This window comes from Acidovorax sp. Root219 (assembly GCF_001428665.1).
Taxonomy (GTDB): Bacteria; Pseudomonadota; Gammaproteobacteria; order Burkholderiales; family Burkholderiaceae_C; genus Acidovorax.
This window is the reverse complement of the sequence record NZ_LMIJ01000003.1, coordinates 203,959-226,404: the sequence shown is the minus strand read 5'-3', so window position 1 is coordinate 226,404 and position 22,446 is coordinate 203,959. Positions and strand designations below refer to the sequence as shown.

Below are 22,446 nucleotides of genomic sequence, written 5' to 3'. Positions count from 1 at the left end.
TGACCATAGCTCAATTGACGAACCCAAATGAATAATATTTCAACCCAAGCGGCGTTGTCTCGCTCCCCCGAAAACCTGGCGAAGCCTGAAGGACGGTGGGACAAGACAGTTGCCTTCCTGCAAAGAGACATCCGTTCGTTCTTCCCAAGCGAAGAGGGCAAAGACGAAACGGCGAATTTGCCGGACACCGCCGCTGCACCTGACGCACTCGGTCAGAGCGAGCATCCCATCGAATCCCTTGTCGATTTTGGAAAGCTGCCTGACATGGCCTTCAGGCGCGAAGTGCTCGATTGGAGAGACAACTTCCACGCCAACGTTACGAACATCATCACCGAGTTGCAACAGGCATTTTTTTATCAAGTGGATGCAGAGCTTAGGGATACCAGCGTGTTCCGAAAGCTGATCACGCGCCCGGCAAATGAGGTGCTTCAGGACAGCTTTGTTCGGATAGTTCGGATGCCGTTGATCACCGCTCTGCGAAAAGAGGAGGCCAATCTGAATGCCTGCGCACGGAAGTGGGCTTTGTTTGGCAAGGCCGATCTGGCTATCCACATGCGCATGCTGAACTCAGAATGCGCGAGCCTCTATGGCATCGGCTTCAAGCCTGGCAACAGGAGCTTGATCGAGGCGCGAGTACAGACCTTGTTGTTGGGCCCCGAGGGGTTTGCCATGCACTTTTGTGACCAAGGGTCGCAGCTTTCCCGAAAACTGATGGAGGTCAAAGAATCATGCTGAGCACCATTCCCTTTGAGATACCCGCAGAACTGCTGGGTCGGCTAGCGTCTGGCGAGGTGGTACGGTATGGAACTCTTCTGAAGGATTCGGTGACCGGACAAATCGTTCGACATGTTCAGGAGACTGGGGCCGCGCAATCCGTTCTATCCAGTCTCGCTGCGGGTCCTTTCGCACCTTTGTCAATGGTGGCTGATGTGGTGAATGCTGGAGCCAGCATGTATACCGGCATTCAAATCAGCCAGCTGAAGGCCATGATGGAAAATCTGCAGTTGCTGCAAGTGGCCACCCTTGGGGTCTCTCTTGCAGGAGTGGGTGTCAGCGTAGCGGGCTTCTACTACATGCACAAGCGATTCAATGCATTGGAAATTCGCATGGATCGCCTTGGTGAAACGCTACGGTCTGAGTTTGAGAGCCTGAGTCACCGGGATTTGCGTAAACAATTGCATCTCACGAAAAGCCTGTTGCAGCGGGCGCAGCAAGCGCAAGCACTCTCTGACCCGCGGCCCGAGTATTCTGAAGTTGCTGCGGGGCTGGCTGACCAAGCGGCATACTTTGAGGGTGAAATCGCGTTCATGGTCAAAGCTGAGGGACCGATCAGTCCCGAGGTGTTCTGGCAGCTGGCTCAGATGCTGATGCTCTGCAACAGTGTGCGAATCGACTGCAGAATTCGAACCAACGAACTGCGTCACGCGTTGGCCGTTGCGGACGCTGTATCGACCGATTACAACCACCTCTTCACCCATCTGACCCCCTTGTCGTTTGGACCCGCAGTCGACCAAGGGCTGGCTGCTGTAAAAATTTTGCGTGATGCGAGCGACGCAGCGGCGAGCAAGCCTTTTCTGATTGACTACTTGCGTACACGGAGGATCAGTGGCAGTGATTACATCGAAGCGCTGGAGCAGGAAAAGAGCAGTCCCTACCTCTTGCTGAGAACTGAGCACTGATGAGCTCCTGATTTCCTCGGATTTGTGCGAGTCCACCCGCTCAGGCGTGGTCGCAATACGGCCATGCTTTTAAAGGGCGAGGGTGATCCGAATGTCCTGCGGCGAGAAAAAACATGACCCGCTTGAAACCGTGGTGCGCTTCGTCTGCGGCGCATTGGCTGGTGCACTCGTGGGCTTCTGGATGGTCTTTCGCTTGAAGCTCTCCGGCTTTTTGCCGATGCTGGCCATCACCATGGGCTTTTGCCTGGTGTTCGCGTTCTGCGCAGTGCGCTATGGTGATGGCTTTTGGGCTGGCCTGTTGAGGCGATGACACTGGCACAGGCGCTGCAAAGAAAATGGCCGCTCCCAGTGAGGGGCGCGGCCTTTGCTGGCGGGGTAGTGACCTGCCGAGGCAGGCCATTCTCTAAGCATCAATACCCCAACGTCTTCCCATCCGGATTCCGTGGATCCGAGTACCCATACAGCGCTCCACCCCGCAGCTGGATCGTCTGCGTCCGCCCCATCGACGGCTTCACCGCGATGTTGTGGCCGCGCTGCTTGAGCAGTGCCAGGGTGTCGGGCGACAAGCCCTTTTCTACGCGCAGCTCGTCAGGCGTCCACTGGGGGTGGACGCGCGGTGCGGCAGCAGCTTCGGCGGGTTCATTCCGAAGTCAATCGTGTTCACCAACGTCTGCAGCACCACAGTGACGTAAACGTTGGGGTACGGCAGCCGCTTTGGCCACAATGATGGGCAGGCGCTGGGGCTGGCTTGCAAGCCCGCCCAGGCCTTCATGCAACAAAGGAAAGAAAAACCTCCATGGGAATGGCCACCTGTTTGCCTTGGTATCCCCTGAAGGCCCTCTGCGCTTCCAGGCCGATCCTTCCAAATGGCAGGAGTACCTGCACTCCGAAGCCGATGACCCGCCGGGCTGGTTGGATGTGGAGAAGGCTTGCCACGCCAATGCTGTGCGGTGACCCTATGGTGCGTATTTCGGTCGCTGCTGATCAGCCGCGCAGGAAGTCGTCTCTGGCACCTTTTGTTGAAACACGCACACGCCCGATGACTGGCTTTTGGCCTGGTACATTGCGGTGTCTGCGGCGCGCAGGTATTCGTCCACCGTCGCCAGCCTTGATGCACTGCTGACAAGTCCAATACTCGCGCCACTGATCACGGTGTGTTCGCCGACCACATAAGGCGCTGCGAGGGCGGCGGCGATCTGTTGAGCGCGGTTGCTGGCTTCGGCGGGATCAATGGACTCCAACAGCACATTGAATTCGTCGCCACCCATGCGGGCGACCAGATCAACCGCCCGCACGCAGGATTCGAGCCGCCGCGCCACCTGCTGCAACAGCCGGTCGCCCACATGGTGCCCGTAGTTGTCATTGACGGCTTTGAACCCGTTGAGATCCAGCAGCAGCACGGCGAACATGGTGGCTCCATCGCGTGTTGGCACGCCATCACCATTCGCAGCCTCGTTCTGGTGCAGCGCCATGAGATTCGCGAGGCGATCGCGGAACAACGGCCGGCCGGGCAGGCTGGTCAGCGCATCGTAGGAACTGCCACGGTCAGCCAGATCGCTCAACGAGCCCGCCATGCGCACCGCAACGCCGTCTTCAAACTCGGCGAGCCCGCGCCAATTGACCCACACCAGCCGTCCATCCGCGTGGAACGCGCGGAAATCCACCGAAAAGTTCGGGCTGTTCCCCAACAGATGCCTGCGGTAGGCCGCCTGCACGCGCGCGCGATCTTCGGGATCGATGAGTTGCCCCAGAAAGCTCCAGCCGCCGTCGTGTACAAGATCGCCGCTACCCAGCCCGACGATCTGGTGAAAGCGCCCGGACACATGCAGGGCGTCAGTTCGCAAGTCCCAGTACCAGATGCCGTCATTGGATCCAAGGGTCGCCAGCAAATAGCGGTTTTCGGAGCGCAACAACTCAAGTTCGGTGTTCTTCTGCTGGGTGACGTCGATCATCAGGCCGATCATGCGGTTCGGCCGCCCCGGCTCGACCACTGCGCGGCACAGATCGCGCACCCACACCACCTTGCCGGATTTTGCAATCAGCCGATAGCTCATCTCGTAGGCATAGCTGTGCGTCGCGTTGTAGGCGGCATCATCGATAAGCACGGCCTGCGCTAGATCATCGGGATGCACATGCGCCCGCCAAAAGCCCGGGTCAGACCGCCACTCCTCCACGGAGAAACCGAACAAGCGTTCGACCTGCGGGCTAAGGAAAGTATTGCCCACGCCGATTTCAGCCTCCCAAACTACGCCATCAATGGTTTCCAGCAAGCGCAAAAAGCGCTGGCGAATCTCAACCAGCACCTGCTCGGTGACCTCGGTGATCTCGATCAGGACACCCTGGCGGCTGATCACCCGCTCCGCTGCATCCGTCTCCGGGTGGAGTTTCAGACGCACCCAGCGATAGTTCGCGTCGGCAAATCGCAACCGGAACACAGGCATGCCCGAGCGCATGGTGCCAATGTCGCCGGGATGCACAAATTCAAGCAGAGACCTGCCGAGCGCTGCCTCCACCGAATGGCCGGTGAGCGTTGTCCACGCCGGATTCAGGTAAGTGATCTCCCACAGCGCATTGGTCTGCACCACCGCCTCGGGTAGCAGTTGCAGCAGTTTTGCGGACGGCGTGAGAGTGGCAGGCATGCGGGGCTGTCGCAAAGGGAGTCAGGTGAAACCAACGGATAGGATAATCAACCACACCAGATCCAAGTATGGCAGGGGTTTTGGGCAGGCTCGTGCCATAAACCTGAAGCTCTCCGGCTTTTTGCCGATGCTGGCCATCACCATGGGCTTCTGCCTGGTGTTTGCGTTCTGCGCAGTCCGCTACGGCGATGATTTTTGGGCCAGTGTGTTGAGGCGATAGACCCGGCACAGGCACAACAATGACAAAGGCCACGCCCCTCACAGGGCGCGGCCTTTGTTCGTTGGTGCCTTGTTGGCTGAGCTATGGATCAACCATGACGGGCCTGCGGAGCGGGCAAGTCAGGCCGTGCATCAATACCCCAACGTCTTCCCATCCGGATTGCGCGGATCCGAGTACCCATACAACGCCCCGCCACGCAACTGAATCGTCTGCGTACGCCCCATCGATGGCTTCACCGCGATGTTGTGGCCGCGCTGCTTGAGCAGTGCCAGGGTGTCGGGCGACAAACCCTTTTCCACGCGCAGTTCGTCAGGCGTCCACTGGTGGTGCACACGCGGTGCGGCGGCGGCCTCGGCGGGGTTCATGCCGAAGTCAATGGTGTTGACCACCGTCTGCAGCACCGTGGTGATGATGCGGGCGCCGCCGGGACTGCCGGTCACCAGGGTGGGCTTGCCGTCCTTGAGCACCAGGGTGGGGGTCATGGACGACAGGGGGCGCTTCTTGGCGGCCACGGCGTTGGCGTCGCCGCCGACCAGGCCGTAGGCATTGGCCACGCCGGGCTTGGCCGAGAAGTCGTCCATCTCGTTGTTGAGCATGATGCCCGTGCCCTTGGCGACGATGCCGCTGCCGAAGTTGGTGTTCAGCGTGTAGGTCACGGCCACGGCGTTGCCGGCCTTGTCCACCACCGAGTAGTGGGTGGTCTGGTCGCTTTCGTACGGCTGGGGCTGGCCGGGCTTGATGCTCTTGCCGCTGCGTGCGGTGTTGCCATCAATGCCCTTGGCCAGCGACTCGGCGTAGCGCTTGGAGGTCAGGCCCTTGAGCGGGATCTTCACGAAATCCGGGTCGCCCAGGTACTCGGAGCGGTCGGCGTACGCCAGCTTCATGCTCTCGGCCATGTAGTGGATGGTCTGGGCGCTGTTGGGGCCCCACTGGGCCAGGGGCAGGGGCTCCAGCATGTTCAAGATCTGCACCAGGTGCGGGCCGCCGGAGGAGGGTGGCGGCATGGTCACGATCTCATAGCCGCGGTAGGTGCCGCGGGTGGGCACGCGCTCGGCCACCTTGTATTCGCGCAGGTCTTGCAGCGTGAGGGCGCCGGCGTGCGGTGCCATCTCGGCGGCGATCTTCTGGGCGATTTCGCCTTCATAAAACGCCTTGGCGCCCTGCTGGCCGATGAGGCGCATCGACTGGGCCAGGTCTTTCTGCACCAGCGCGTCGCCCACCTTCAGGGGCGCGCCGTTCTTCCAGAAGATGGCCTGGGTGGCGGGCCACTTGCCCATGTTCTTCTTTTCCTGGTCCAGTATCTTGGCCAGGGTCTCGCTTACCGGGAAGCCCTTGTCGGCCAGCTCGATGGCGGGGGCAATCACGCGCGATAGTGGCAGGGTGCCCCAGGTCTTGAGCGCATGCTCCATGCCGGCCACGGTGCCGGGCACGCCCACGGCGTAGTGGGTGAACAGCGACTTGCCGTCCACCACATTGCCCTTGGCGTCGAGGTACATGTCGCGCGTGGCCTTGTTGGGCGCCACTTCGCGGAAGTCCAGGGCCACGCTCTTGCCGGTCTTGGCGTCGTGCACCATCATGAAACCGCCGCCGCCCAGGTTACCCGCATTGGGCAGGGCCACGGCCAGCGCGAAGCCGACGGCCACGGCCGCGTCCACCGCGTTGCCGCCTGCCTTGAGGATGTCCAGGCCGATCTGCGAGGCCAGCTCCTGCTCGGTGGCAACCATGCCGTTGCGCGCCACCACGGGGTGGAACACGTCCATGTCGAAGTCATAGGCGGCGCTGGCGGCCTGTGCCGCTGCGGTCTGCTGCACGGCGGCCACTGGCGGGGCCGAAGCCGTAACGGCTGGGGTGGTGCTGCCGCAGGCGGTCAGGCTGGCCAGGGCCAGTGCGACGCTGCTGGCCAGCAAGGTGTGGCGGATGCTCATTGGTAGGTGCTCCTCTGTTATTGATCTTTATGTCTATCCGGGTCTTGGAATGACAAACGGGCGCACTCCTTTTGGAATGCGCCCGCAGCAAGTGTAGGACTGGCACGCATGGCGCGCCTGTACTGGCTTATGCCAATCAGATACTCACGCCATGCAAGGCAGGTATCGGTGGCTCAGGCCAGCAAGTCTTTCAGCGTGCGTGCAATCACCTTGGTGGCGCGGCGCAGGTCTTCCAGGTCCAGGCGCTCGTCGGCGCGCTTGGCGTGCGATTCGAGCACGGTGCGCGGGCCGGCGCCGTAGATCACGCCGGGGATGCCGCGCTCCACGTACAGGCGCACGTCGGTGTACAGGGGCGTGCCCAGGGCGGGCACTGGCTCGCCCAGCAGCTCTTGCGCGTGCTTCTGGATGGCATCGACCAGGGGCTTGTTGCCGGCCAGCGGCGTCATGGCGTTGGCCAGCAGCAGGCGGCGGATGTCCACCGAGATGCCGGCGCGCTCAGCCGCTGCCTGCTCGATCACGCTGCGGATGTTGGCTTCCACCTCCACCGGGTTCTCTTCGGGGATCATGCGGCGGTCGAGCTTGAACGTAACCTTGCCGGGCACCACGTTGGTGTTGGTGCCACCTTCGATGCGGCCCACGTTCAGGTAGGGATGCTTGATGCCTGCGACGTTGGAGGTGACCTTCAGGTATTCCTGGTTCTGCGCGTACAGCGCGTTCAGGATGTGCACGGCGCCCTGCAGTGCGTCCACGCCGGTGTGGGGCACGGCGGCATGGGCCATCTTGCCGTGCACCGTTATCTCCATCTGCAGGCAGCCGTTGTGGGCGGTGACCACTTCGTACGAGAAGCCGGCCGCGATCATCAGGTCGGGCTTGGTCAGGTTGTTCTTGAGCAGCCAGCCCGGGCCGAGTTCGCCACCAAACTCTTCGTCGTAGGTGAAGTGCAGTTCCACCGCGCCGTGCGTTGGTTTGGCCACGGCTTCGAGCGCGCGCAGCGCGAAGGTGAAGCTGGCGAAGTCGCTCTTGCTCACGGCGGTGGCGCGGCCGTACATCTTGCCGTCCACGATCTCTGCGCCGTAGGGGTCATGCGTCCAGCCTTCGCCGGGGGGCACCACGTCGCCGTGGGCGTTGAGGGCGATGGTCGGGCCCTTGCCCTCAGTGCCGAACTTGCGGCGCACGATCAGGTTGGTGATCGACTCCATGCCGTAGGCCAGCACCTCGCCGGGCGGCACGGCGTGCTTTTCGGCCTCGTAGCCAAAGTCCTTGAGCAGCTCGGCCGTGCGCTCGGCGTGGGGCGCGTTGTTGCCGGGCGGCGTGTCGGTGGGCACGCGCACCAGCGCCTGCATGAAGTGCACTTCCTCGTCGAAGTGCTGGTCGATCCACGCATCCAGGGCGCTGTAGGTGGAGGTCAGTGGAGCGGTGGTGGCGGTCATGCGGGGGTTTCCTCGGCGATCTGGTTCAGTACATGCGTGAAGGCGTCCACGGCCAGCTGCATGTCGTTGTTGGTGGTGGATTCGAGCGGGTTGTGGCTGATGCCGGCGTTGAGCCCGCGCACAAAGAGCATGGCCTGGGGCATGATTTCGTGCAGCTTCATCGCATCATGCCCGGCGCCGCTGGGCATGCGGAACACGGGCACGCCCAGGGCGTCCACGGCGCGCTCCCAGCGGTGTTGCCAGGCGGCGGCGCTGGGGGCGGCGGCGGCGCGCATCGATTCTTCCAGCGTGTAGCGCATGCCGCGGCGCGCGGCGATCTGGCCCAGCTGGTCGAGCACGTCCTTGACCAGCGCATCGCGCTGCGGGTCGGTGGGGGCGCGCAGGTCCAGGCTGAACTGGCAGCGGCCGGGCACCACGTTGATGGAGCCGCCGGGCACGTTCAGCAGGCCGATGGTGCCTACCGAGTCGCCGTCCTTGGCGGCGCGCTGCTCGATGTACAGGGCCAGCTCGGCCACGGCCACGGCGGCGTCGCGGCGGCGGTCCATGGGGGTGGTGCCGGCGTGGCTGGCCATGCCGATCATCTCGCCCACATAGCGCACGCCGCCGTTGATGGAGGTGACCACGCCCAGCGGCAGGTCCAGCTCGTTGAGCACCGGGCCCTGTTCGATGTGCACCTCGATGAAGCCGAGGTACTGCGCGGCGTCGCGCTGCAGCTTGGGGATATCGGCGATGCACAGGCCGGCATGCTCCATGGCGGCGCGCATGGTCACGCCGTCGGCGTCCTTCTGGTCCAGCCAGGCGGGGTTGAAATGGCCGATGAGCGCGCCCGAGCCGAGGAAGGTGGCCTTGTAGCGCTGGCCTTCTTCCTCGGCAAAGCCGATGACCTCGATGCCGAAGGGCAAACGCTTGCCGGCGCGGTGCAGCTCGCGCACGCAGGCCATGGGCACGAAGATGCCCAGGCGCCCGTCGTACTTGCCGCCGTTGCGCACCGTGTCGTAGTGCGAGCCGGTCATCAGGTACTTGCCTTGCGCTGCACCGGGGGCAGGGTGGTAGCGGCCCACCACGTTGCCCACGGCGTCGACCTCGACCTCGTCGAACCCGCAGTCGCGCATCCAGTGGCTGATGCGCTGGGCGCAGGCGCGGTGCGCGTCGGTCAGGTAGGTGACGGTGAGCTGGCCCTTCTCGGCAAAGCCGGGGTCCGAGTGCTGGGCCAGGGTCTCCTGCCAGTCCCACACGTCGTTGCCCAGCGCGGGCTCGGCGCCGAACTTGTCGTTCAGGCGGATCTCGGCGATGCGGTGGATGTTGCGCAGCGCCTCGGCCAGCTCGAAGTCGGTGTGGTTGTCGAGCCGGCGCGCAAAGGTGGCGATGATCTCCTGGCGTGGCAGGCCCGCGCCGCGCGGCCCGCGCACCGCCAGGATGAAGGGGAAGCCGAAGCGCGTGTTGTAGTCCGCATTGAGCTGCTGGATGCGCGCGAACTCCTCGGGCGTGCACTGGGCCAGGCCCGCCTTGCTCTGCTCGTTGGTCGACTCGGCCGTGAGGCTGTTGGCCACCATGGCTTTGCCCGCGAGCTCGGGGTGGGCGCGGATCAGCGCCAGCTGTGCAGCCTGCGGCGCTGTGCGCACCGCCTGGGCCAGCGCGTGGCGCAGGTGCGCCAGCGAGCGGAAGGGGCGCTGCGCAAGGGCCTGCTCGGCGATCCACGGCGAGTGCTCGTACACGCCGTCCAGCCATTGCAGGGCGTCGGCCGGGGTGGCCGCGTTGAGTTGGTCAAGGGTGAGTGCCATGGTGGTCAGGCCTTGGTGGTGACAGTGGTGTCGTTGAAGGGGTGCACCTGGGCCCAGTGCCGCGCGATGTCCACGCGGCGTGCCACCCACACCTTGTCGTGCTGGGCGATGTGGTCCAGAAAGCGTTGCAGCGCCGTGATGCGGCCGGGGCGGCCCAGCAGGCGGCAGTGCATGCCGATGCTCATCATCTTGGGCGCGTTGTCGCCAGCGGGGTCGCCTTCGGCGTACAGGGCGTCGAAGGTGTCCTTGAGGTACTGGTAGAACGGGTCGGCGTGCGAGAAGCCCTGGGGCAGGGCAAAGCGCATGTCGTTGCAGTCCAGCGTGTAGGGCACGATGAGCTGCGGCGCCACGCTGCCGTCGGTACGCTGCACCTTCATCCAGAAGGGCAGGTCGTCGCCGTAGTAGTCGCTGTCGTATTCGAAGCCGCCGAAGTCGGCCACCAGGCGGTGGGTGTTGGGGCTGTCGCGCCCGGTGTACCAGCCGGTGGCGCGCTGGCCGGTCATGCGCTCGATGATGGCCATGGCCTCGGCCATGTGAGCGCGCTCCACCTCTTCGGGGATGTGCTGGTAGTGGATCCACTTGAGGCCGTGGCAGGCGATCTCGTGGCCGGCCTGCACGAAGGCCTGGGTCAGCTCGGGGTGGCGCTGCAGCGCGCTCGACACGCCGAACACGGTGAGCGGCAGGTTGCGCTTGTCAAACTCGCGCAGGATGCGCCACACGCCGGCACGCGAGCCGTATTCGTAGATGCCCTCCATGCTCATGTGCCGCTCGGGGTAGCTGGCGGGGTTGAACATTTCCGACAGGAACTGCTCGGAGCCCGCGTCGCCATGCAAGGTGGCGTTTTCGCCGCCCTCTTCGTAGTTGAGCACGAACTGCACGGCAATGCGCGCCTGGCCGGGCCACTGCGCATGGGGCGGGTTGCGGCCGTAGCCGACGAGGTCGCGGGGGTAGGGCAGGGTGGAGTCGTAGGTCATGGTGTCAGTGGACTTGCGAAGCGGTGACGGGGGCGAGCGCCATGGCCAGGTCGCTGGCGGGGCGTTTGCGGTCGAAGGTCAGGCTGGCCTCGACATGTTCGAGGTGCGACTGCATGAGGGCCACGGCATGGTCTTCGTTGCGCGCGGCCAGGGCCGTCACGATTTCGCCATGCTCTTCGTGCGAGTGCTCGGCGGCGCTGGCCGACTGGTACATCAGCGTGATCAGCGCGCAGCGCGAGATCAGGTCGCCCAGCAGGTGGGCCAGCACCTCGTTGCCCATGAGCTCGGCCATGCGCACGTGGAAGTCACCCAGCAGTTCGGTGCGGCTGCTGGCGTCGGCCGTGCCCATGGCGGCCTTCTCGCTGGCGACGTGGGCGCGCAGGGCCTTGATCTTGGCGGGGGTGACGCTGCGCACGAAGGCGCGGGTCATCTCGGTTTCGAGCATGCGGCGCACGGCGAACACCTGGCGCGCTTCTTCGACCGAGGGGGTGGAGACGAAGGCGCCGCGCGCGGGCTCCAGCGTGACGAGCTTGTTCTGCGCCATCTGGAACAGCGCCTGGCGCACCAGCGTGCGCGATACGCCGAAATGGTCGGCAAGCTTCTGCTCGGCGAGCTTGGTGCCCGGCTGCAGGCGGTGTTCAACGATGGCGCGGGTCAACGCTTCGACGATGGCACTGGTGGATGAAGATTCCATGGCGACATGATAGGAGGATTGGCTAAAAGTGTATACACTTTTAGTCTACAGGTCGCGTTTTTACGGCCTCCATCCTTCAGGAGAATCCCTATGGGCTTGAGCACACATGTTCTGGACACGATGCACGGCTGCCCCGCCGCTGGCATGGAAGTGGCCCTGTATTCCACCCATGGCGACGCCGCCACCTTGCTGCAGCGCCTGGTGCTCAACCACGATGGCCGCACCGATGCGCCGCTGTTCGACAACGCCAGCGTGCGTGCCGGCACCTACCGGCTGCGCTTTGACGTGGCGGGGTACTTCAAGGCCAAAGGCGTCACTTTGCCCGAGCCGAACTTTCTGAACCAGGTGAGCCTGGACTTCGGCATTGCGCACGAAGACCAGCACTACCACGTGCCGCTGCTGGTGAGCCCGTGGAGCTACTCGACGTACAGGGGCTCTTAGAGCTGGCCTTCGGTGAGGGTATCGAGTTGGAACTTGCCGCTCTTGTCCCACAGCCAGGTCTCGGTGTAGGTCACCTTGCCCATGCGGGTGGGCACCGGGAAGGGGGCGGCGGCGCGGATGGTGCGCTCGATCTCCTTGACCACCTCGGGCGCATGGCGCGGGGCGCGCAGCCAGTTCACCCGCGTGACCTTGCCGGTGCGGTCGATGTCCACCTCGATCACGCCGATGGCGTACAGCTGGGGTTGCAGCTTGCCCTTGAAGATGCGCTCGGCGTTCAGGCCGTAGAGGTGGGTGGCGCCGTCCTGCCGGTAGGCGCGGGGCGTGGCGGCCGCCGAGGGGCGGGCCGAGCCCGCGGTGGCCGGCACCGGGCCCTTCACGCCCTGGATGTCGGTACTGGTGGGAGGGCGGCTCTCTGGCGTGGCTGGTGCGGGTGTGGATTCGGGCGCAGACTTGCAGGAAGCGACCAAGGCGCCAACAGCGGCCATGATGCCCGCCAGCAGCCAGTGGCGGCCTTTGCCGGGGCGTTGATTGGGCGGGGTATCGGGCATGGTGGGCTGGTGGTGTAACGAAAGGACGGCGGCAGTGGAGAACTTGCTTTTGTTGCTGGAAGGCCTTGCGGCCGAACCGGCGTGTCTGGTGACAGTGGAGTCTACCCAAGGCTCCGTGCCGCGTGAATCGGGCGCGTGGATGGCCGTGTTCGCAGGCAGGTTGGTGGGCACCATCGGCGGCGGCCACCTGGAGCACCAGGCCATCGCCGAGGCGCGCCGCCGCCTGGCGGACCCCAGCGCCGCGAACGACCCGGCACCGATGCGCTTTGCCCTGGGCCCGGCGCTCGGCCAGTGCTGCGGTGGCGTGGTGTACCTCGAATTCGAATGTGTGGCCGCGCAGGACGCACCGGTCCTGGCCCGGCGCCTGACGGCCGATTTGCACCCGGTGGCGCTGTTCGGCGGCGGCCATGTGGGCCATGCCCTGGCGCGCACGCTGGCGCCGCTGCCCTTTGCGCTGACCTGGATCGACAGCCGTGACGGGATTTTCCCCGCCGCGCTGCCGCCCAACGTGCACTGCGAACATTCCGAGCCCGTGCAGATGGCCGTGCCCGCGCTGGCACCCGGCTCGCGCGTGCTCATCATGAGCTTCAGCCACGCCGAAGACCTGGACGTGGTGGCCGCCTGCCTCAAGCGCCAGCGTGAGCGCGGCGACCTGCCGTTCATCGGGCTCATCGGCAGCAAGACCAAGTGGGCCACCTTCACCAGCCGGCTCACGGCGCGGGGCTTCAGCCCGCGCGAGCTGGCGCAGGTGACCTGCCCCATCGGCGTGCCGGGCATCCCCGGCAAGGAGCCCGAGGTGATTGCCGTGGCCGTGGCGGCACAGCTGTTGCAGTCGGTTGCCGCAGCCCAGGCTGTCGCAAATCCGCTGCAAGGGTATTCACAGGCCTGAAAGGCCGGCGACAGGACTGGAATCGGGAACAATTCCTGCATACACTTTCACACAGGATCTGAACCGGCCGTTTGGCGTGGTTCGGGGCCTTTGGGTCGCAGCGGTGCCCCGGCAGACATTGCCAAGGTGCGCGACCCCATCTTCTGCTCAGAGCGCCCGCAGTGGTGAGCAGGTTGTACAGCGGTGTGTTCCCCCCACGCCGCCAAGGTTGAGAAAAAATGGAAAACTACCTTCTCGACTGGGCCAACCTGCTGCTGCGCTGGGTCCATGTCATCACCGCCATCGCCTGGGTTGGCTCGTCGTTCTACTTCGTCTTTCTGGACAGCAGCCTCACGCCGCCCGAAGACGAGGACCTCAAGAAGCAGGGCGTGAGCGGCGAGCTCTGGGCCGTGCACGGCGGCGGGTTCTACCACCCGGTCAAGTTCGCCGTCTCCCCGCCCGAGCTGCCCAAGCACCTGCACTGGTTCTATTGGGAAAGCTACAGCACCTGGCTCAGCGGCTTTGCGCTGTTTACCCTGTCCTACCTGTGGAGCGCGGGCACCTACCTGATCGACAAGTCGCGCATGGACTGGGCTCCGCCCGCGGCCATTGGCGCGGCGCTGGCCTTTTTGGTGGTGTTCTGGCTGCTGTACGACGGCATCTGCCGCATCTTCGGGCAAAAGAAGAACGGCGACGCCATCGTCGGCGGGCTGGTGCTGGTGCTGGTGTGCATCGCCTCGTGGCTGGCCTGCCACCTGTTCGCCGGGCGTGCGGCCTTTTTGCTGGTGGGGGCGATGATCGCCACCTCGATGAGCGCCAACGTGTTCTTCTGGATCATCCCTGGCCAGCGCACCGTGGTGCGCCAGATCCGCACCGGGCAGAACGTGGACCCGATCCACGGCAAGCGCGGCAAGCAGCGCAGCGTGCACAACACCTATTTCACGCTGCCGGTGATCTTTGCGATGCTGAGCAACCACTACAGCTTTACCTGGAGCCACCCACAGAACTGGCTGGTGCTGATCATCATGATGTTTGCGGGCGCCGCCATCCGCCAGTTCTTCGTGATGCGCCACGGCTACAAGCTCGGCCGCAACCCGAACCCGCTGCCCTATGCGCTGGTGGGCGTGGTGGCCCTGGTCGGCGCGATTGTCTGGATGCGGCCCGCGCCGGTACCAGCGCCCGCGCCCGTGGCTGCCGCCAAGCCGGCGGCGGTGGCGGCCCCTGCGGCCTCCAGCGCCTCCACGGCTTCGCAGGCTGCGCCTGCTCCTGCGGCACCCGCTGCGGCCGGCGGGGGCAGCGACTTCGCTGCCGTGCAGACGGTGCTCGAACAACGCTGCTATTTGTGCCATGGCGCCCAGGTGCAGATGAAGAACATGCGCCTGGATTCACCGGCCCTGGTCAAGCAGCACGCCCAGGCGGTCTACCAGCAGGCCGTGGTGCAAAAGCTCATGCCCATGAACAATGCCACGCAGATGACCGACGCCGAGCGCGCGCTGATCGGCCGCTGGTTCCAGGACGGCGCGAAGGTGCCCTGATGCTGCGCTGATATCAGGCCGCCAGAACGCTTTGCAGAGCGCGCAGGGCGTTGTGCGGCGGCCCGGGCAGCTCGCCGCCGTGCAGCACCACGCCGGTGGATGCGAGCTTGGCCTCGTGCTTGGCCACGGCGGCCAGGTTGGCCACCTCTTCGGCATGGCGGTAGGTGCCGGGCTGTATGCGCACGGCGCCAATGGCCAGCGTGGTGCACGGAAAGAAGCGGCGCACGCCGTGGCGGTCTTCGGAGTGGATGCCGCCCATGGCACGCGCGCCGTCGTCGAACAGGGTCAGCGCCTCGCGCGCGAACTCGTCCACGATGTTCTTGCAGCGCTGCAGCCAGTTGCTGCTCTGGAAGATGAGCATGAAATCGTCGCCGCCCACATGGCCCACGAAGTCGCGCCGCGCGTCGCAGTGCGTGGTGGCCAGGCGCGCCACCAGGCGGATCATCTGGTCGCCGCGCCAGTAGCCGTAGTGGTCGTTGAAGGGCTTGAAGTTGTTCAGGTCCGCATAGCAGGCCACGAACTCGGTGCCGCTCTCCAGCAGGCGCTGCATGTGCATGCTGATGGGGATGTTGCCGGGCAGAAAGGTCAGCGGGTTGGCGTGGCGTGCGGCCTCGATGCGTGTCTCGGTCACCGCGCGCACCAGTTGGTCGCCGGTGCCCAGGCCCACGTAGCGGCCGTTGTCGGTGACGATGTAGCCATCGCTCAGGTAGCGCTGGTCCTGCGAGGTGAGGATGCCCACGAGCTGGTCCACGTCGCAGTCGAGCTCCACCACGCGCGGCGTGCTGTTGGCAAAGACGATGCAGGGCTTGCGGCCATGCACTTCGCGAAAGTACAGCGTGGCGTAGTGGTTCATGAACTGCTGGCGGTTGATCAACGCCACGGGGCGCGTGCCGTCCACCACGGCCAGCGCATGCAGGTCCACCCGCTCCTGCAGCAGGGCGGCCACCTCGTCGTTGCTGGTGGCCGGTGTCACGGTGGGTGCCTGCACCACCATCAGGCTGCGCAGAATGCCCGGGCGTGCCGTCTGGCCCAGGTGCGGCAGCACGGCGACGCGGCGGTCCTGCAGCACGTCGAGCGCGGGGCCGTCGATGGCCTCGCGCGGGGTGCGCGCCGGGCGGCCCAGCACCCAGCCCTGGCCGTAGGGGATGGCCAGGTCGCGCAGGGCGCGCAGGTCGTCGCGCGTCTCGATGCCCTCGGCGATCAGCGTGGTGCCGAACACGTCGGCAATGCCTTTGATGGCCTGCAGCATCTGCAGGTTCTCGGGGTGCTCGCTGATGTCGTGGATGAAATAGCGGTCGATCTTCACGAAGTCGGGCTTGACCTCGGACCACAGGCGCAGGCTGGAGCGCCCATCGCCGAAATCGTCGAGCGCCAGGCGCGCGCCGCAGGCATGCACCTCGCGGATGGCCTCGCGCAGCGCGGGCATGTCGGTCACGCGCTCGTGCTCGGTGATCTCGAACACCAGCATGCGTGCGCTCACGCCGAAGGCGCGCACCGTCTCGCCCAGGCGGCGCTCGCCACAAAGGGCCACGGCATGCACCAATGCATCGGCGCTGATGTTCACGAACAGCCGTCCGGGCGCACCATGGTCGCCCCAGTCGCGCAGCGCCGTGAAAACGCACACCAGCTCGAAATCCAGCAGCAGGCCCTCGCGCCGCGCCAGGTCCAGCAGCACGTCGGGCGTGTGCAGGGCTGAGCCCTCGGGGCCGCGGATCAGGGCCTCATGGGCAAAGATGCTGCCTTCGCGCAGGTCCCCGAGCGGCTGGAACACGCAGTGCAGGCCGCCACCGCGCATCAGCCGCGCCAGCGGTCCCGACCCCAGCCGTGCGGCGGGCGACAGCAGCGCGAGCATGCGGTCGAGACGTTCTTGCTTGGGGTGCGCCATGGTTGCAATTTGTCACTTCTAGGGGGTTCACCATACCGGGCGGGTGTGACATTTGCGTTACAGCGGCCCCGGGTTTACACCGGTCCGCCCGAGGCCACGCACAATGTGCACCATGCCCGACATCTCTCTTCCCCAACCCGGCCTGTTGCCTGATTTTCACACCGATCCGCGCGGCTTTCTGCGGGGCCTGTTCGACGTTGCCGTGCGCAGCGCCCAGCCCCTGCACGGCATGCGCGCCTGGCTGCCAGCGCCCCCGCGCGGGCGCACCCTGGTGCTGGGGGGCGGCAAGGCCGGTGGCGCCATGGCCCAGGCGCTCGAAGCCCTGTGGCCGCACGACGCGCCGCTGTCGGGCCTGGTGGTCACCCGCTACGGGCACGTTCCACCTCGGCCCGAGGGCCTGGTGCAGCGCATCGAGGTGGTCGAAGCCGCGCACCCTGTGCCCGACGCCGCCGGCGAAGCCGCCGCAGAGCGCCTGCTGGCGTTGACCGAAGGCCTGACCGCCGACGACCTGGTGCTGTGCCTGATCTCGGGCGGGGGCTCCTCGCTGCTCACCCTGCCGGGCGAGGGCCTGACGCTCGATGACAAGCAGCGCATCAACCGCGCGCTGCTGGAGAGCGGCGCCGACATCGCCGAGATGAACTGCGTGCGCAAGCACCTCTCGCGCATCAAGGGCGGGCGGCTGGCGGCGGCCTGCGGGCCGGCGCGCGTGGTCACGCTGACCATCAGCGACGTGCCGGGCGACGACCCTTCGGTCATCGCCAGCGGCCCCACCGTGCCCGACGCCACGACCTGCGCCGATGCGCTGGCCATCCTGGTGCGCTACGGCATCGAGGTGCCGCACCAGACCCTGCAGGCCCTGCGCGACGGTGCGCTGGAAACCCCCAAGCCCGGCGACGCCGTGTTCGAAGGCCATGCCGTGCACCTGGTGGCCACGCCCTGGCAGGCGCTGGAGGCTGCGGCCGCAGCGGCGCGCGCGGCAGGCGTGGACGCCGTCATCCTCTCGGACGAGATCGAAGGCGAGTCGCGTGATGTGGGCAAGGTGCATGCGGCCATGGCGCGCTCGGTGGCGCGCCGGGGCCAGCCGTTCACCAAGCCCTGCGTCATCCTCTCGGGTGGCGAAACCACGGTCACGGTGCGCCCGCGCGCGCCCGACGCCCCCCGCGGCCGCGGCGGCCGCGCCGGCGAGTTCTGCCTGGGGCTGGCCAAGGCGCTGCAGGGCGAAGCGTCGGTGTGGGCGCTGGCTGCCGACACCGACGGCATCGACGGCGTCGAGAACAACGCGGGGGCCTTCGTGGTCCCCGACACCCTGCACCGCGCCCACGCGGCGGGCGCCGACATCGAAGACGCCCTGCAGCGCAACGACGCCTGGGGCTACTTTGCGGCCCTTGGCGACCTGCTGGTCACCGGGCCCACGCACACCAACGTCAACGACTTCCGGGCCATCCTGGTGCTGTAGTCAACCGCCAGGCTGCCCGGGCGGCGCTGGCATCAGAACCTGTGGCGGATTCCGAGGCCGAAGCTGTTGCCGGTGGTGCGCGCCGTGATGCGGTCGTTCATCAGCATCGCATACAGGTCGGTGCGCTTGGAAAGGAAGTGGTCGTAGCCCAGCGAGAAGGTCTTGCGCGACACATCGGTGGCCGTCATTTCGGTTTGGGCCCACGAGGCCAGCACCTTGCCAGTGCTGAACACCGGTACGGCCACGCCCAACTGCAGGGTCTTGGCCTTGTTGGTGGTGTTGTCGGCTTTGGCCTGGCCGTAGCTGGCGAAGGCCTTGACCACGGTGAAGTCGTAGGCGCCACCCAGCATCCAGTCGGCCTTGGTGGTGCCCAGGTAGGTGTTGGGCACGGCGGGGTTGCTGACCTGGTCGCGCTCATAGAAGCCGGTCAGCGTGAGCGGGCCGTTGAAGTACAGCGCGTTCAGGCCAATGTTCTTCTTGCCGTTGTCATTGGCGACCTCACCCACCTGGTAGTGCGCGTTCACGGTGAGCCCACCCATGCTCGGCGTGCTGTAGATGATTTCGTTGGACCAGCCCGTGTCCGACGGCGTGGTGGCCGTCCAGCCGGTGCCGTTGAACAGCGGCACGTTCATGTGCAGGATCAGCGGCGCGAAGGTGAACGAATCGCCCATCGGGTTCGACAGGATCGAGGGCAGGAAGTTGGGCGCCAGGCCCCGGCCCACGGTCACCGTGCCGAAGCCGCCCGACAGGCCCACGTTGGCATCGCGCGAGAAGAAGGTGTCGTTCACGAAGCGGCCCTGCACTCCGCTGTCCACCTTGATGAACGAGGTCAGTGCGAAGTTGGCCTTGAGGCCGCCGCCGAGGTCTTCGGTGCCCTTGACGCCAAACCACGAGGTGGTCATGCCACCGCTGTTGAGCACCGTGGCGCGGCCGGCATCACCCGCGTTGCGCAGGGAGCCGACGAACACATCGGTCAGGCCCATGAGTTGCACGGAGCTCTGGGCGTGGGTGGCAGCAGTGGCGCACAGCAGGGCGCCACCGAGCGAAAGGGCAATCAGGTTTGTTTTCATTGTGTACTCCTGGGGTGAGGGGGCACCGGGTAGGCGGTGCTTCGGATGCAGCCCTGCCATGGGGTGCACCTTGGTGCACGGGCGGGAGCAGCGGCGGGGACTTCGCAAGTTCCATGCCCCTGATGAACAAGTGCTTACAGAAAACGGACAGTCCCCTGGCGGGCAGGGACCAGGCATGCGGCATGCATGGCGCCGGTTTGATCTTGCTCAATGTGCCCGCTGCCCCAGCGCGGCACAGTTCGGGCCATGCTGCCCTCTTCGCTTCTTTCCCTTCCTGCACAGTTCCAGGTCGCTGCGGCCGGTGACGTGCTGCGGCACCGCCACCAGACGCTGGACACCGCAGTGCACCTGGAGCGCGGGCGTGTACTGCTCGGGGTGTGCGAGCGCGGCCAGATGCGCCACCAACTGGGTTTGGTGGAGGCGCCGTTCTGGCTTGACGCCGCCTCGGCGCTGCTGGGGGAGCCCTGCGCGGTGGACATGGTGGCGCAGACCCAGGTGCAGCTGCGCCATCTGCCGGTGGACGTGTTTCGCAGCCACTGCGAGGCGCTGCCCCCGGCAGCGCAGGCGCTGTTGCGCGACATGGCCACGGGCTACCTGCAGCAGTCGGGCCTGGCGGTGAGCCGCCTCGCGCAGGACGCCCAGGCGCGCTGCGCGCAGTGGCTGCTGCAGAACGCCGAGCCGGACACGGGCGGCGCCATGAGCGTCACCCTGCACCAGCGCAAGCGGCTCATTGCCGCGCAACTGGGCATCGCCCCCGAGACCTTCTCGCGCGTGATGCGCCACCTGCGCGAGCACGGCCTGGTGGCCGGCACCGGCAACGTGCTCAGGCTGCCCCAGCCGATGGCGCTGCAGTCGGTTGCAGGCGGCTGAGCCAGGACCGCTAACCCCCTGCTGGCGGCGCAGTCCATGAAACTGGCGCGCCGCAAAACCAGTGCTCCCGTGCAAGGGCCGCCCCGCCGCACCGGGAGCGTCCCCCTCCCGACTCGCGCAGCGAGTCGAGAGAGGGGTGAAGGCGCGAAGCGACTCAGGGGGTGTTTTCTCTCAGGGTTTTTCCTTGGGGGCATGTGAGGGTTCCACCCAAGCCCCTGCGGGCGGGTGCTGCGTATATTCGTTGGAAGCCCTGTTGTTTCCCACAGTTCCCATGCCCGCCTCCCTCATCGTCCGCACCTGCAGCACTCCCCACCGGGACAGCGCATGACGCCACCCGCGAACCCCGTCGCTGCCGCGCAAGAGCCTGCCTTGAGCCTGCCGGGCTCCCTGGTGCTGCGGCTGATGGCGGTGGCTGCGCTGGTGGTGGTGCTGGCGAGCGCAGCGTCGGTGTGGCTGGTCTCGCGTGCCGCAGGCCAGGAGGCCATGCGCCGCGTGGTCGGCCAGCAGACCGACGAGGTGGAGGTGGTGGCGCGGCTGTTGGCCAGCAAGATCGAGCAGAGCCAGAAGGTGTTGCGCACGGTGGCACAGGGCATCACGCCGGCCATGCTCGAATCGCCCTCGTCGCTGGACTGGCTGCTGCAGCAGGGCCTGCCTGCGGTGGGGTTCTTTGATGCCCTGCAGGTGGCCCGCAAGGATGGCGAGCTCCGACTCAACATCCGCGCGGGCCAACTGGTCAAGGCCGCCGACCTGGACCCGGCGGAGCGCGATGCCCTGCGCCGCACGCTGATCGACGGCAAACCCCAGGTGTCGGAGCTGATTGCCGGGCGCACCAGCAATGCGCGCATCCTGTTCACGCTGCCGTTGCACAGCGAGGAGGGCGCCGTGTTGGGCGTGGTCGCGGGGGCGCTCAGGCTGCAGTCGCAGGGCCTGCTGCCGCAGTCCATGGCGCTGCCGGCGCGCGATGACTCGCGCCTGGTGGTCTTCACCCGCGACGGCACCATCCTCTCGCACACCGACCCCGCGCGCATCATGGGCCAGGTGAGCGACGAGCCGGGCCTGGCCCCCGTGTTCGCCGAATGGCTGCGCCGCGCGCAGCCCGTGGTCGGGCGCGGGGTCACCGAGGTGCAGCCCGACCACATCGTGAGCGTGGCCGGCATGCCGCTGCCGCAGTGGTTCGTGGCCCGGGTCAGCAATTCGCAGGCGCTGCTGGCGCCGTTGCAGGGTGCCCAGCGCGATGCCTGGTGGCTGGCCGCCGCAGTGATTGCCCTGGGCGTGCTGCTGCTGGCCACGGCCATGGCCTGGATGGCCCAGCCCCTGGCCCAGCTGTGCCGGGGCGCGCAGCAGCTGCTGCGCCACGATGCTCGGGGCGCCATCGATTGGCCCGGTGGCCGGGGCGAGGTGGGTGCGCTGGTGCGGGTGTTCGACGGGCTGGCGCAGCAAAAGCGGCAGCAGGACCACCTGCACGCCCTGCTGCACGGGCAGTTCCAGGCCATCCTGCAGAACGCCTCGGTGGGCATTGTCATCACGCGCCATGGCGTGCTGGAAGTGGTGGGGCGGCAGGCCTGCCTGACGCTGGGCTACGCCGAGGGTGAACTGCAGGGCCGGCCGGCACGCACGCTGTATGGCTCTGACGCCGACTATGCCCGCCTGGGCGAGCGCGTGCAGTCCGCCTTCGCGGCGCATGGCACCTTCGATGGGGACGTGTGCTTCGTGCGCAAGGACGGTAGCCCCGTCTGGGCGCGGGTGCAGGGCCGCAAGGTGAATTCGGAGGCCCTGGGCGGAGGCACGGTGTGGATGCTGGAGGACATCACCGCCGCGCGCGAAGCCCAGTACCAGCAGGCCTGGGAGCTCACGCACGATGCCCTCACCCAGTTGCACAACCGCTCGGCCTTCGACCACCGACTGGCCCTGCTGCTGGCCGAGCGCTCGGCACGCACGCGAACCCTCGGTGCACCAGGGGCCCCGGTGGCCGATGCGCCTGACGACGGGGTGATGCTGTTCCTGGACCTTGACCATTTCACGCTGGTCAATGATGTGGCGGGCCACGATGCGGGCGACGACGTGCTGCGCCATGTGGCCCGGCTCATCGAGACCCAGGTGCGCCAGGTGGGCTGGTCTGCACGGCTGGGCGGCGACGAGTTCGCCGTGGTGCTGCCCGGCTGCCCGCTGGCGCGCGGCCAGGCCGTGGCCGAACAGCTGCGCGCCACGGTGCAGGCCTGGGAGCCGTCCTACCAGGGGCGCAGCTTTACGCTGGGTGTGAGCATCGGCCTGGTGGTGCTCGACGCCCACCTGCACGACGTGGCCTCGGTGCTGAATGCAGCCGACATGGCCTGCTACGACGCCAAGCGCGCTGGGCGCAACCGGGTGGAGACGCGCCATGCGCGCGACATGACTTCCTCCGGTCGCATGGCGCTGGGGCCGTATTGAAGCC

At 66.3% G+C, this 22,446-nt stretch carries 18 protein-coding genes and 1 pseudogene; 9 read left to right on the top strand and 10 right to left on the bottom strand.

Annotated elements, in window-relative coordinates; translation table 11 throughout:
- Positions 1–27: 27 nt before the first annotated feature.
- The 3 genes from ASE28_RS03925 to ASE28_RS32445 all read left to right on the top strand — a co-directional run bounded on the left by ASE28_RS03925 (position 28) and on the right by ASE28_RS32445 (position 1,989).
- On the top strand, positions 28–735 hold the full coding sequence (locus tag ASE28_RS03925) for a hypothetical protein (protein ID WP_157421852.1): 708 nt from the start codon (positions 28–30) through the stop codon (positions 733–735).
- Positions 729–1,679 (top strand): hypothetical protein, encoded by a 951-nt coding sequence (locus ASE28_RS03920; protein WP_157421851.1) that lies wholly within the window; start codon positions 729–731, stop codon positions 1,677–1,679. Before ASE28_RS03925 ends, ASE28_RS03920 begins: the two co-directional genes overlap by 7 nt.
- A 91-nt stretch (positions 1,680–1,770) precedes the next feature.
- Positions 1,771–1,989 (top strand): hypothetical protein, encoded by a 219-nt coding sequence (locus tag ASE28_RS32445; RefSeq protein ID WP_162262234.1) that lies wholly within the window; start codon positions 1,771–1,773, stop codon positions 1,987–1,989.
- A gap of 100 nt (positions 1,990–2,089) precedes the next feature.
- Here ASE28_RS32445 and ASE28_RS31835 read toward each other — a convergent pair.
- From ASE28_RS31835 to ASE28_RS03885, 7 genes and pseudogenes are all read right to left on the bottom strand, one after another.
- Positions 2,090–2,367, bottom strand: a pseudogene (locus ASE28_RS31835) (gamma-glutamyltransferase); the annotation flags it as partial.
- Positions 2,368–2,635: 268 nt separating this feature from the next.
- Positions 2,636–4,318, bottom strand: a complete 1,683-nt coding sequence (locus ASE28_RS03910; protein ID WP_057264822.1) for a sensor domain-containing diguanylate cyclase — start codon at positions 4,316–4,318, stop codon at positions 2,636–2,638.
- A gap of 351 nt (positions 4,319–4,669) precedes the next feature.
- The gene (gene ggt / locus ASE28_RS03905; RefSeq protein ID WP_057201432.1) at positions 4,670–6,463 is read right to left on the bottom strand and encodes a gamma-glutamyltransferase; all 1,794 of its coding nucleotides are present in this window, start codon (positions 6,461–6,463) and stop codon (positions 4,670–4,672) included.
- Between the two features lie 173 nt (positions 6,464–6,636).
- Positions 6,637–7,893, bottom strand: a complete 1,257-nt coding sequence (locus ASE28_RS03900; protein ID WP_057264820.1) for an ArgE/DapE family deacylase — start codon at positions 7,891–7,893, stop codon at positions 6,637–6,639.
- The gene (gene uraD / locus ASE28_RS03895; RefSeq protein WP_057264818.1) at positions 7,890–9,674 is read right to left on the bottom strand and encodes a 2-oxo-4-hydroxy-4-carboxy-5-ureidoimidazoline decarboxylase; all 1,785 of its coding nucleotides are present in this window, start codon (positions 9,672–9,674) and stop codon (positions 7,890–7,892) included. The genes ASE28_RS03900 and uraD overlap by 4 nt, the downstream gene beginning before the upstream one ends.
- 5 nt (positions 9,675–9,679) lie before the next feature.
- Positions 9,680–10,648 carry an allantoinase PuuE gene (gene puuE, locus ASE28_RS03890; RefSeq protein WP_057264816.1) on the bottom strand — a complete coding sequence of 323 codons (969 nt, stop codon included), beginning with the start codon at positions 10,646–10,648 and terminating at the stop codon, positions 9,680–9,682.
- A 4-nt stretch (positions 10,649–10,652) separates the two neighbouring features.
- A complete protein-coding gene (locus tag ASE28_RS03885) occupies positions 10,653–11,342 on the bottom strand; it encodes a GntR family transcriptional regulator (protein ID WP_057201428.1) in 690 nt (229 codons plus the stop codon).
- 90 nt (positions 11,343–11,432) lie between these two features.
- Here ASE28_RS03885 and uraH point away from each other — a divergent pair, with 90 nt between their 5' ends.
- Positions 11,433–11,783: a hydroxyisourate hydrolase gene (uraH, locus tag ASE28_RS03880; RefSeq protein WP_057201427.1), complete on the top strand. Its 351-nt coding sequence runs from the start codon at positions 11,433–11,435 to the stop codon at positions 11,781–11,783.
- On the opposite strand, the gene ASE28_RS03875 is transcribed toward uraH, so the two are convergent.
- Positions 11,780–12,331 carry an energy transducer TonB gene (locus ASE28_RS03875; protein ID WP_082604105.1) on the bottom strand — a complete coding sequence of 184 codons (552 nt, stop codon included), beginning with the start codon at positions 12,329–12,331 and terminating at the stop codon, positions 11,780–11,782. The two genes, uraH and ASE28_RS03875, sit on opposite strands and share 4 nt — an antisense overlap.
- On the opposite strand from ASE28_RS03875, the gene xdhC reads away from it, so the two are divergent.
- Together xdhC and ASE28_RS03865 are read left to right on the top strand one after the other, a co-directional pair.
- Positions 12,330–13,220 (top strand): xanthine dehydrogenase accessory protein XdhC, encoded by an 891-nt coding sequence (xdhC, locus tag ASE28_RS03870; protein WP_057264814.1) that lies wholly within the window; start codon positions 12,330–12,332, stop codon positions 13,218–13,220. The two genes, ASE28_RS03875 and xdhC, sit on opposite strands and share 2 nt — an antisense overlap.
- Positions 13,221–13,438: 218 nt before the next feature.
- Positions 13,439–14,734, top strand: a complete 1,296-nt coding sequence (locus tag ASE28_RS03865) for a urate hydroxylase PuuD (RefSeq protein WP_057201425.1) — start codon at positions 13,439–13,441, stop codon at positions 14,732–14,734.
- A 13-nt stretch (positions 14,735–14,747) separates the two neighbouring features.
- Here the strand turns inward: ASE28_RS03865 and ASE28_RS03860 are convergent, their stop codons facing one another.
- Positions 14,748–16,619, bottom strand: coding sequence for a phosphodiesterase (locus tag ASE28_RS03860; RefSeq protein ID WP_057264812.1), 1,872 nt, complete (start codon positions 16,617–16,619; stop codon positions 14,748–14,750).
- Positions 16,620–16,731: 112 nt separating this feature from the next.
- Between ASE28_RS03860 and ASE28_RS03855 the strand changes: the two genes are divergently transcribed.
- On the top strand, positions 16,732–18,075 hold the full coding sequence (locus ASE28_RS03855; protein WP_057264999.1) for a glycerate kinase: 1,344 nt from the start codon (positions 16,732–16,734) through the stop codon (positions 18,073–18,075).
- Between the two features lie 32 nt (positions 18,076–18,107).
- Here the strand turns inward: ASE28_RS03855 and ASE28_RS03850 are convergent, their stop codons facing one another.
- Positions 18,108–19,145 (bottom strand): porin, encoded by a 1,038-nt coding sequence (locus ASE28_RS03850; protein ID WP_057264810.1) that lies wholly within the window; start codon positions 19,143–19,145, stop codon positions 18,108–18,110.
- 246 nt (positions 19,146–19,391) lie between these two features.
- Between ASE28_RS03850 and ASE28_RS03845 the strand changes: the two genes are divergently transcribed.
- Both ASE28_RS03845 and ASE28_RS03840 read left to right on the top strand, forming a co-directional pair.
- A complete protein-coding gene (locus ASE28_RS03845) occupies positions 19,392–20,015 on the top strand; it encodes a Crp/Fnr family transcriptional regulator (protein ID WP_057264997.1) in 624 nt (207 codons plus the stop codon).
- A 324-nt stretch (positions 20,016–20,339) separates the two neighbouring features.
- Positions 20,340–22,442: a diguanylate cyclase domain-containing protein gene (locus tag ASE28_RS03840; RefSeq protein WP_057264808.1), complete on the top strand. Its 2,103-nt coding sequence runs from the start codon at positions 20,340–20,342 to the stop codon at positions 22,440–22,442.
- The last annotated feature ends 4 nt before the right edge of the window (positions 22,443–22,446 follow it).

Excerpts from the sequence above, each read along its gene's own strand:
- ASE28_RS03860 (WP_057264812.1), bottom strand. The coding sequence starts at position 16,619 with ATGGCGCACCCCAAGCAAGAACGTCTCGACCGCATGCTCGCGCTGCTG.
- ASE28_RS03910 (WP_057264822.1), bottom strand. The coding sequence starts at position 4,318 with ATGCCTGCCACTCTCACGCCGTCCGCAAAACTGCTGCAACTGCTACCC.
- ASE28_RS03865 (WP_057201425.1), top strand. The coding sequence starts at position 13,439 with ATGGAAAACTACCTTCTCGACTGGGCCAACCTGCTGCTGCGCTGGGTC.
- ggt (WP_057201432.1), bottom strand. The coding sequence starts at position 6,463 with ATGAGCATCCGCCACACCTTGCTGGCCAGCAGCGTCGCACTGGCCCTG.
- ASE28_RS03885 (WP_057201428.1), bottom strand. The coding sequence starts at position 11,342 with ATGGAATCTTCATCCACCAGTGCCATCGTCGAAGCGTTGACCCGCGCC.
- uraH (WP_057201427.1), top strand. The coding sequence starts at position 11,433 with ATGGGCTTGAGCACACATGTTCTGGACACGATGCACGGCTGCCCCGCC.
- uraD (WP_057264818.1), bottom strand. The coding sequence starts at position 9,674 with ATGGCACTCACCCTTGACCAACTCAACGCGGCCACCCCGGCCGACGCC.
- ASE28_RS03855 (WP_057264999.1), top strand. The coding sequence starts at position 16,732 with ATGCCCGACATCTCTCTTCCCCAACCCGGCCTGTTGCCTGATTTTCAC.
- ASE28_RS03920 (WP_157421851.1), top strand. The coding sequence starts at position 729 with ATGCTGAGCACCATTCCCTTTGAGATACCCGCAGAACTGCTGGGTCGG.
- ASE28_RS03875 (WP_082604105.1), bottom strand. The coding sequence starts at position 12,331 with ATGCCCGATACCCCGCCCAATCAACGCCCCGGCAAAGGCCGCCACTGG.
- ASE28_RS03900 (WP_057264820.1), bottom strand. The coding sequence starts at position 7,893 with ATGACCGCCACCACCGCTCCACTGACCTCCACCTACAGCGCCCTGGAT.
- xdhC (WP_057264814.1), top strand. The coding sequence starts at position 12,330 with ATGGTGGGCTGGTGGTGTAACGAAAGGACGGCGGCAGTGGAGAACTTG.
- puuE (WP_057264816.1), bottom strand. The coding sequence starts at position 10,648 with ATGACCTACGACTCCACCCTGCCCTACCCCCGCGACCTCGTCGGCTAC.
- ASE28_RS03925 (WP_157421852.1), top strand. The coding sequence starts at position 28 with ATGAATAATATTTCAACCCAAGCGGCGTTGTCTCGCTCCCCCGAAAAC.
- ASE28_RS03845 (WP_057264997.1), top strand. The coding sequence starts at position 19,392 with ATGCTGCCCTCTTCGCTTCTTTCCCTTCCTGCACAGTTCCAGGTCGCT.
- ASE28_RS32445 (WP_162262234.1), top strand. The coding sequence starts at position 1,771 with ATGTCCTGCGGCGAGAAAAAACATGACCCGCTTGAAACCGTGGTGCGC.
- ASE28_RS03850 (WP_057264810.1), bottom strand. The coding sequence starts at position 19,145 with ATGAAAACAAACCTGATTGCCCTTTCGCTCGGTGGCGCCCTGCTGTGC.
- ASE28_RS03840 (WP_057264808.1), top strand. The coding sequence starts at position 20,340 with ATGACGCCACCCGCGAACCCCGTCGCTGCCGCGCAAGAGCCTGCCTTG.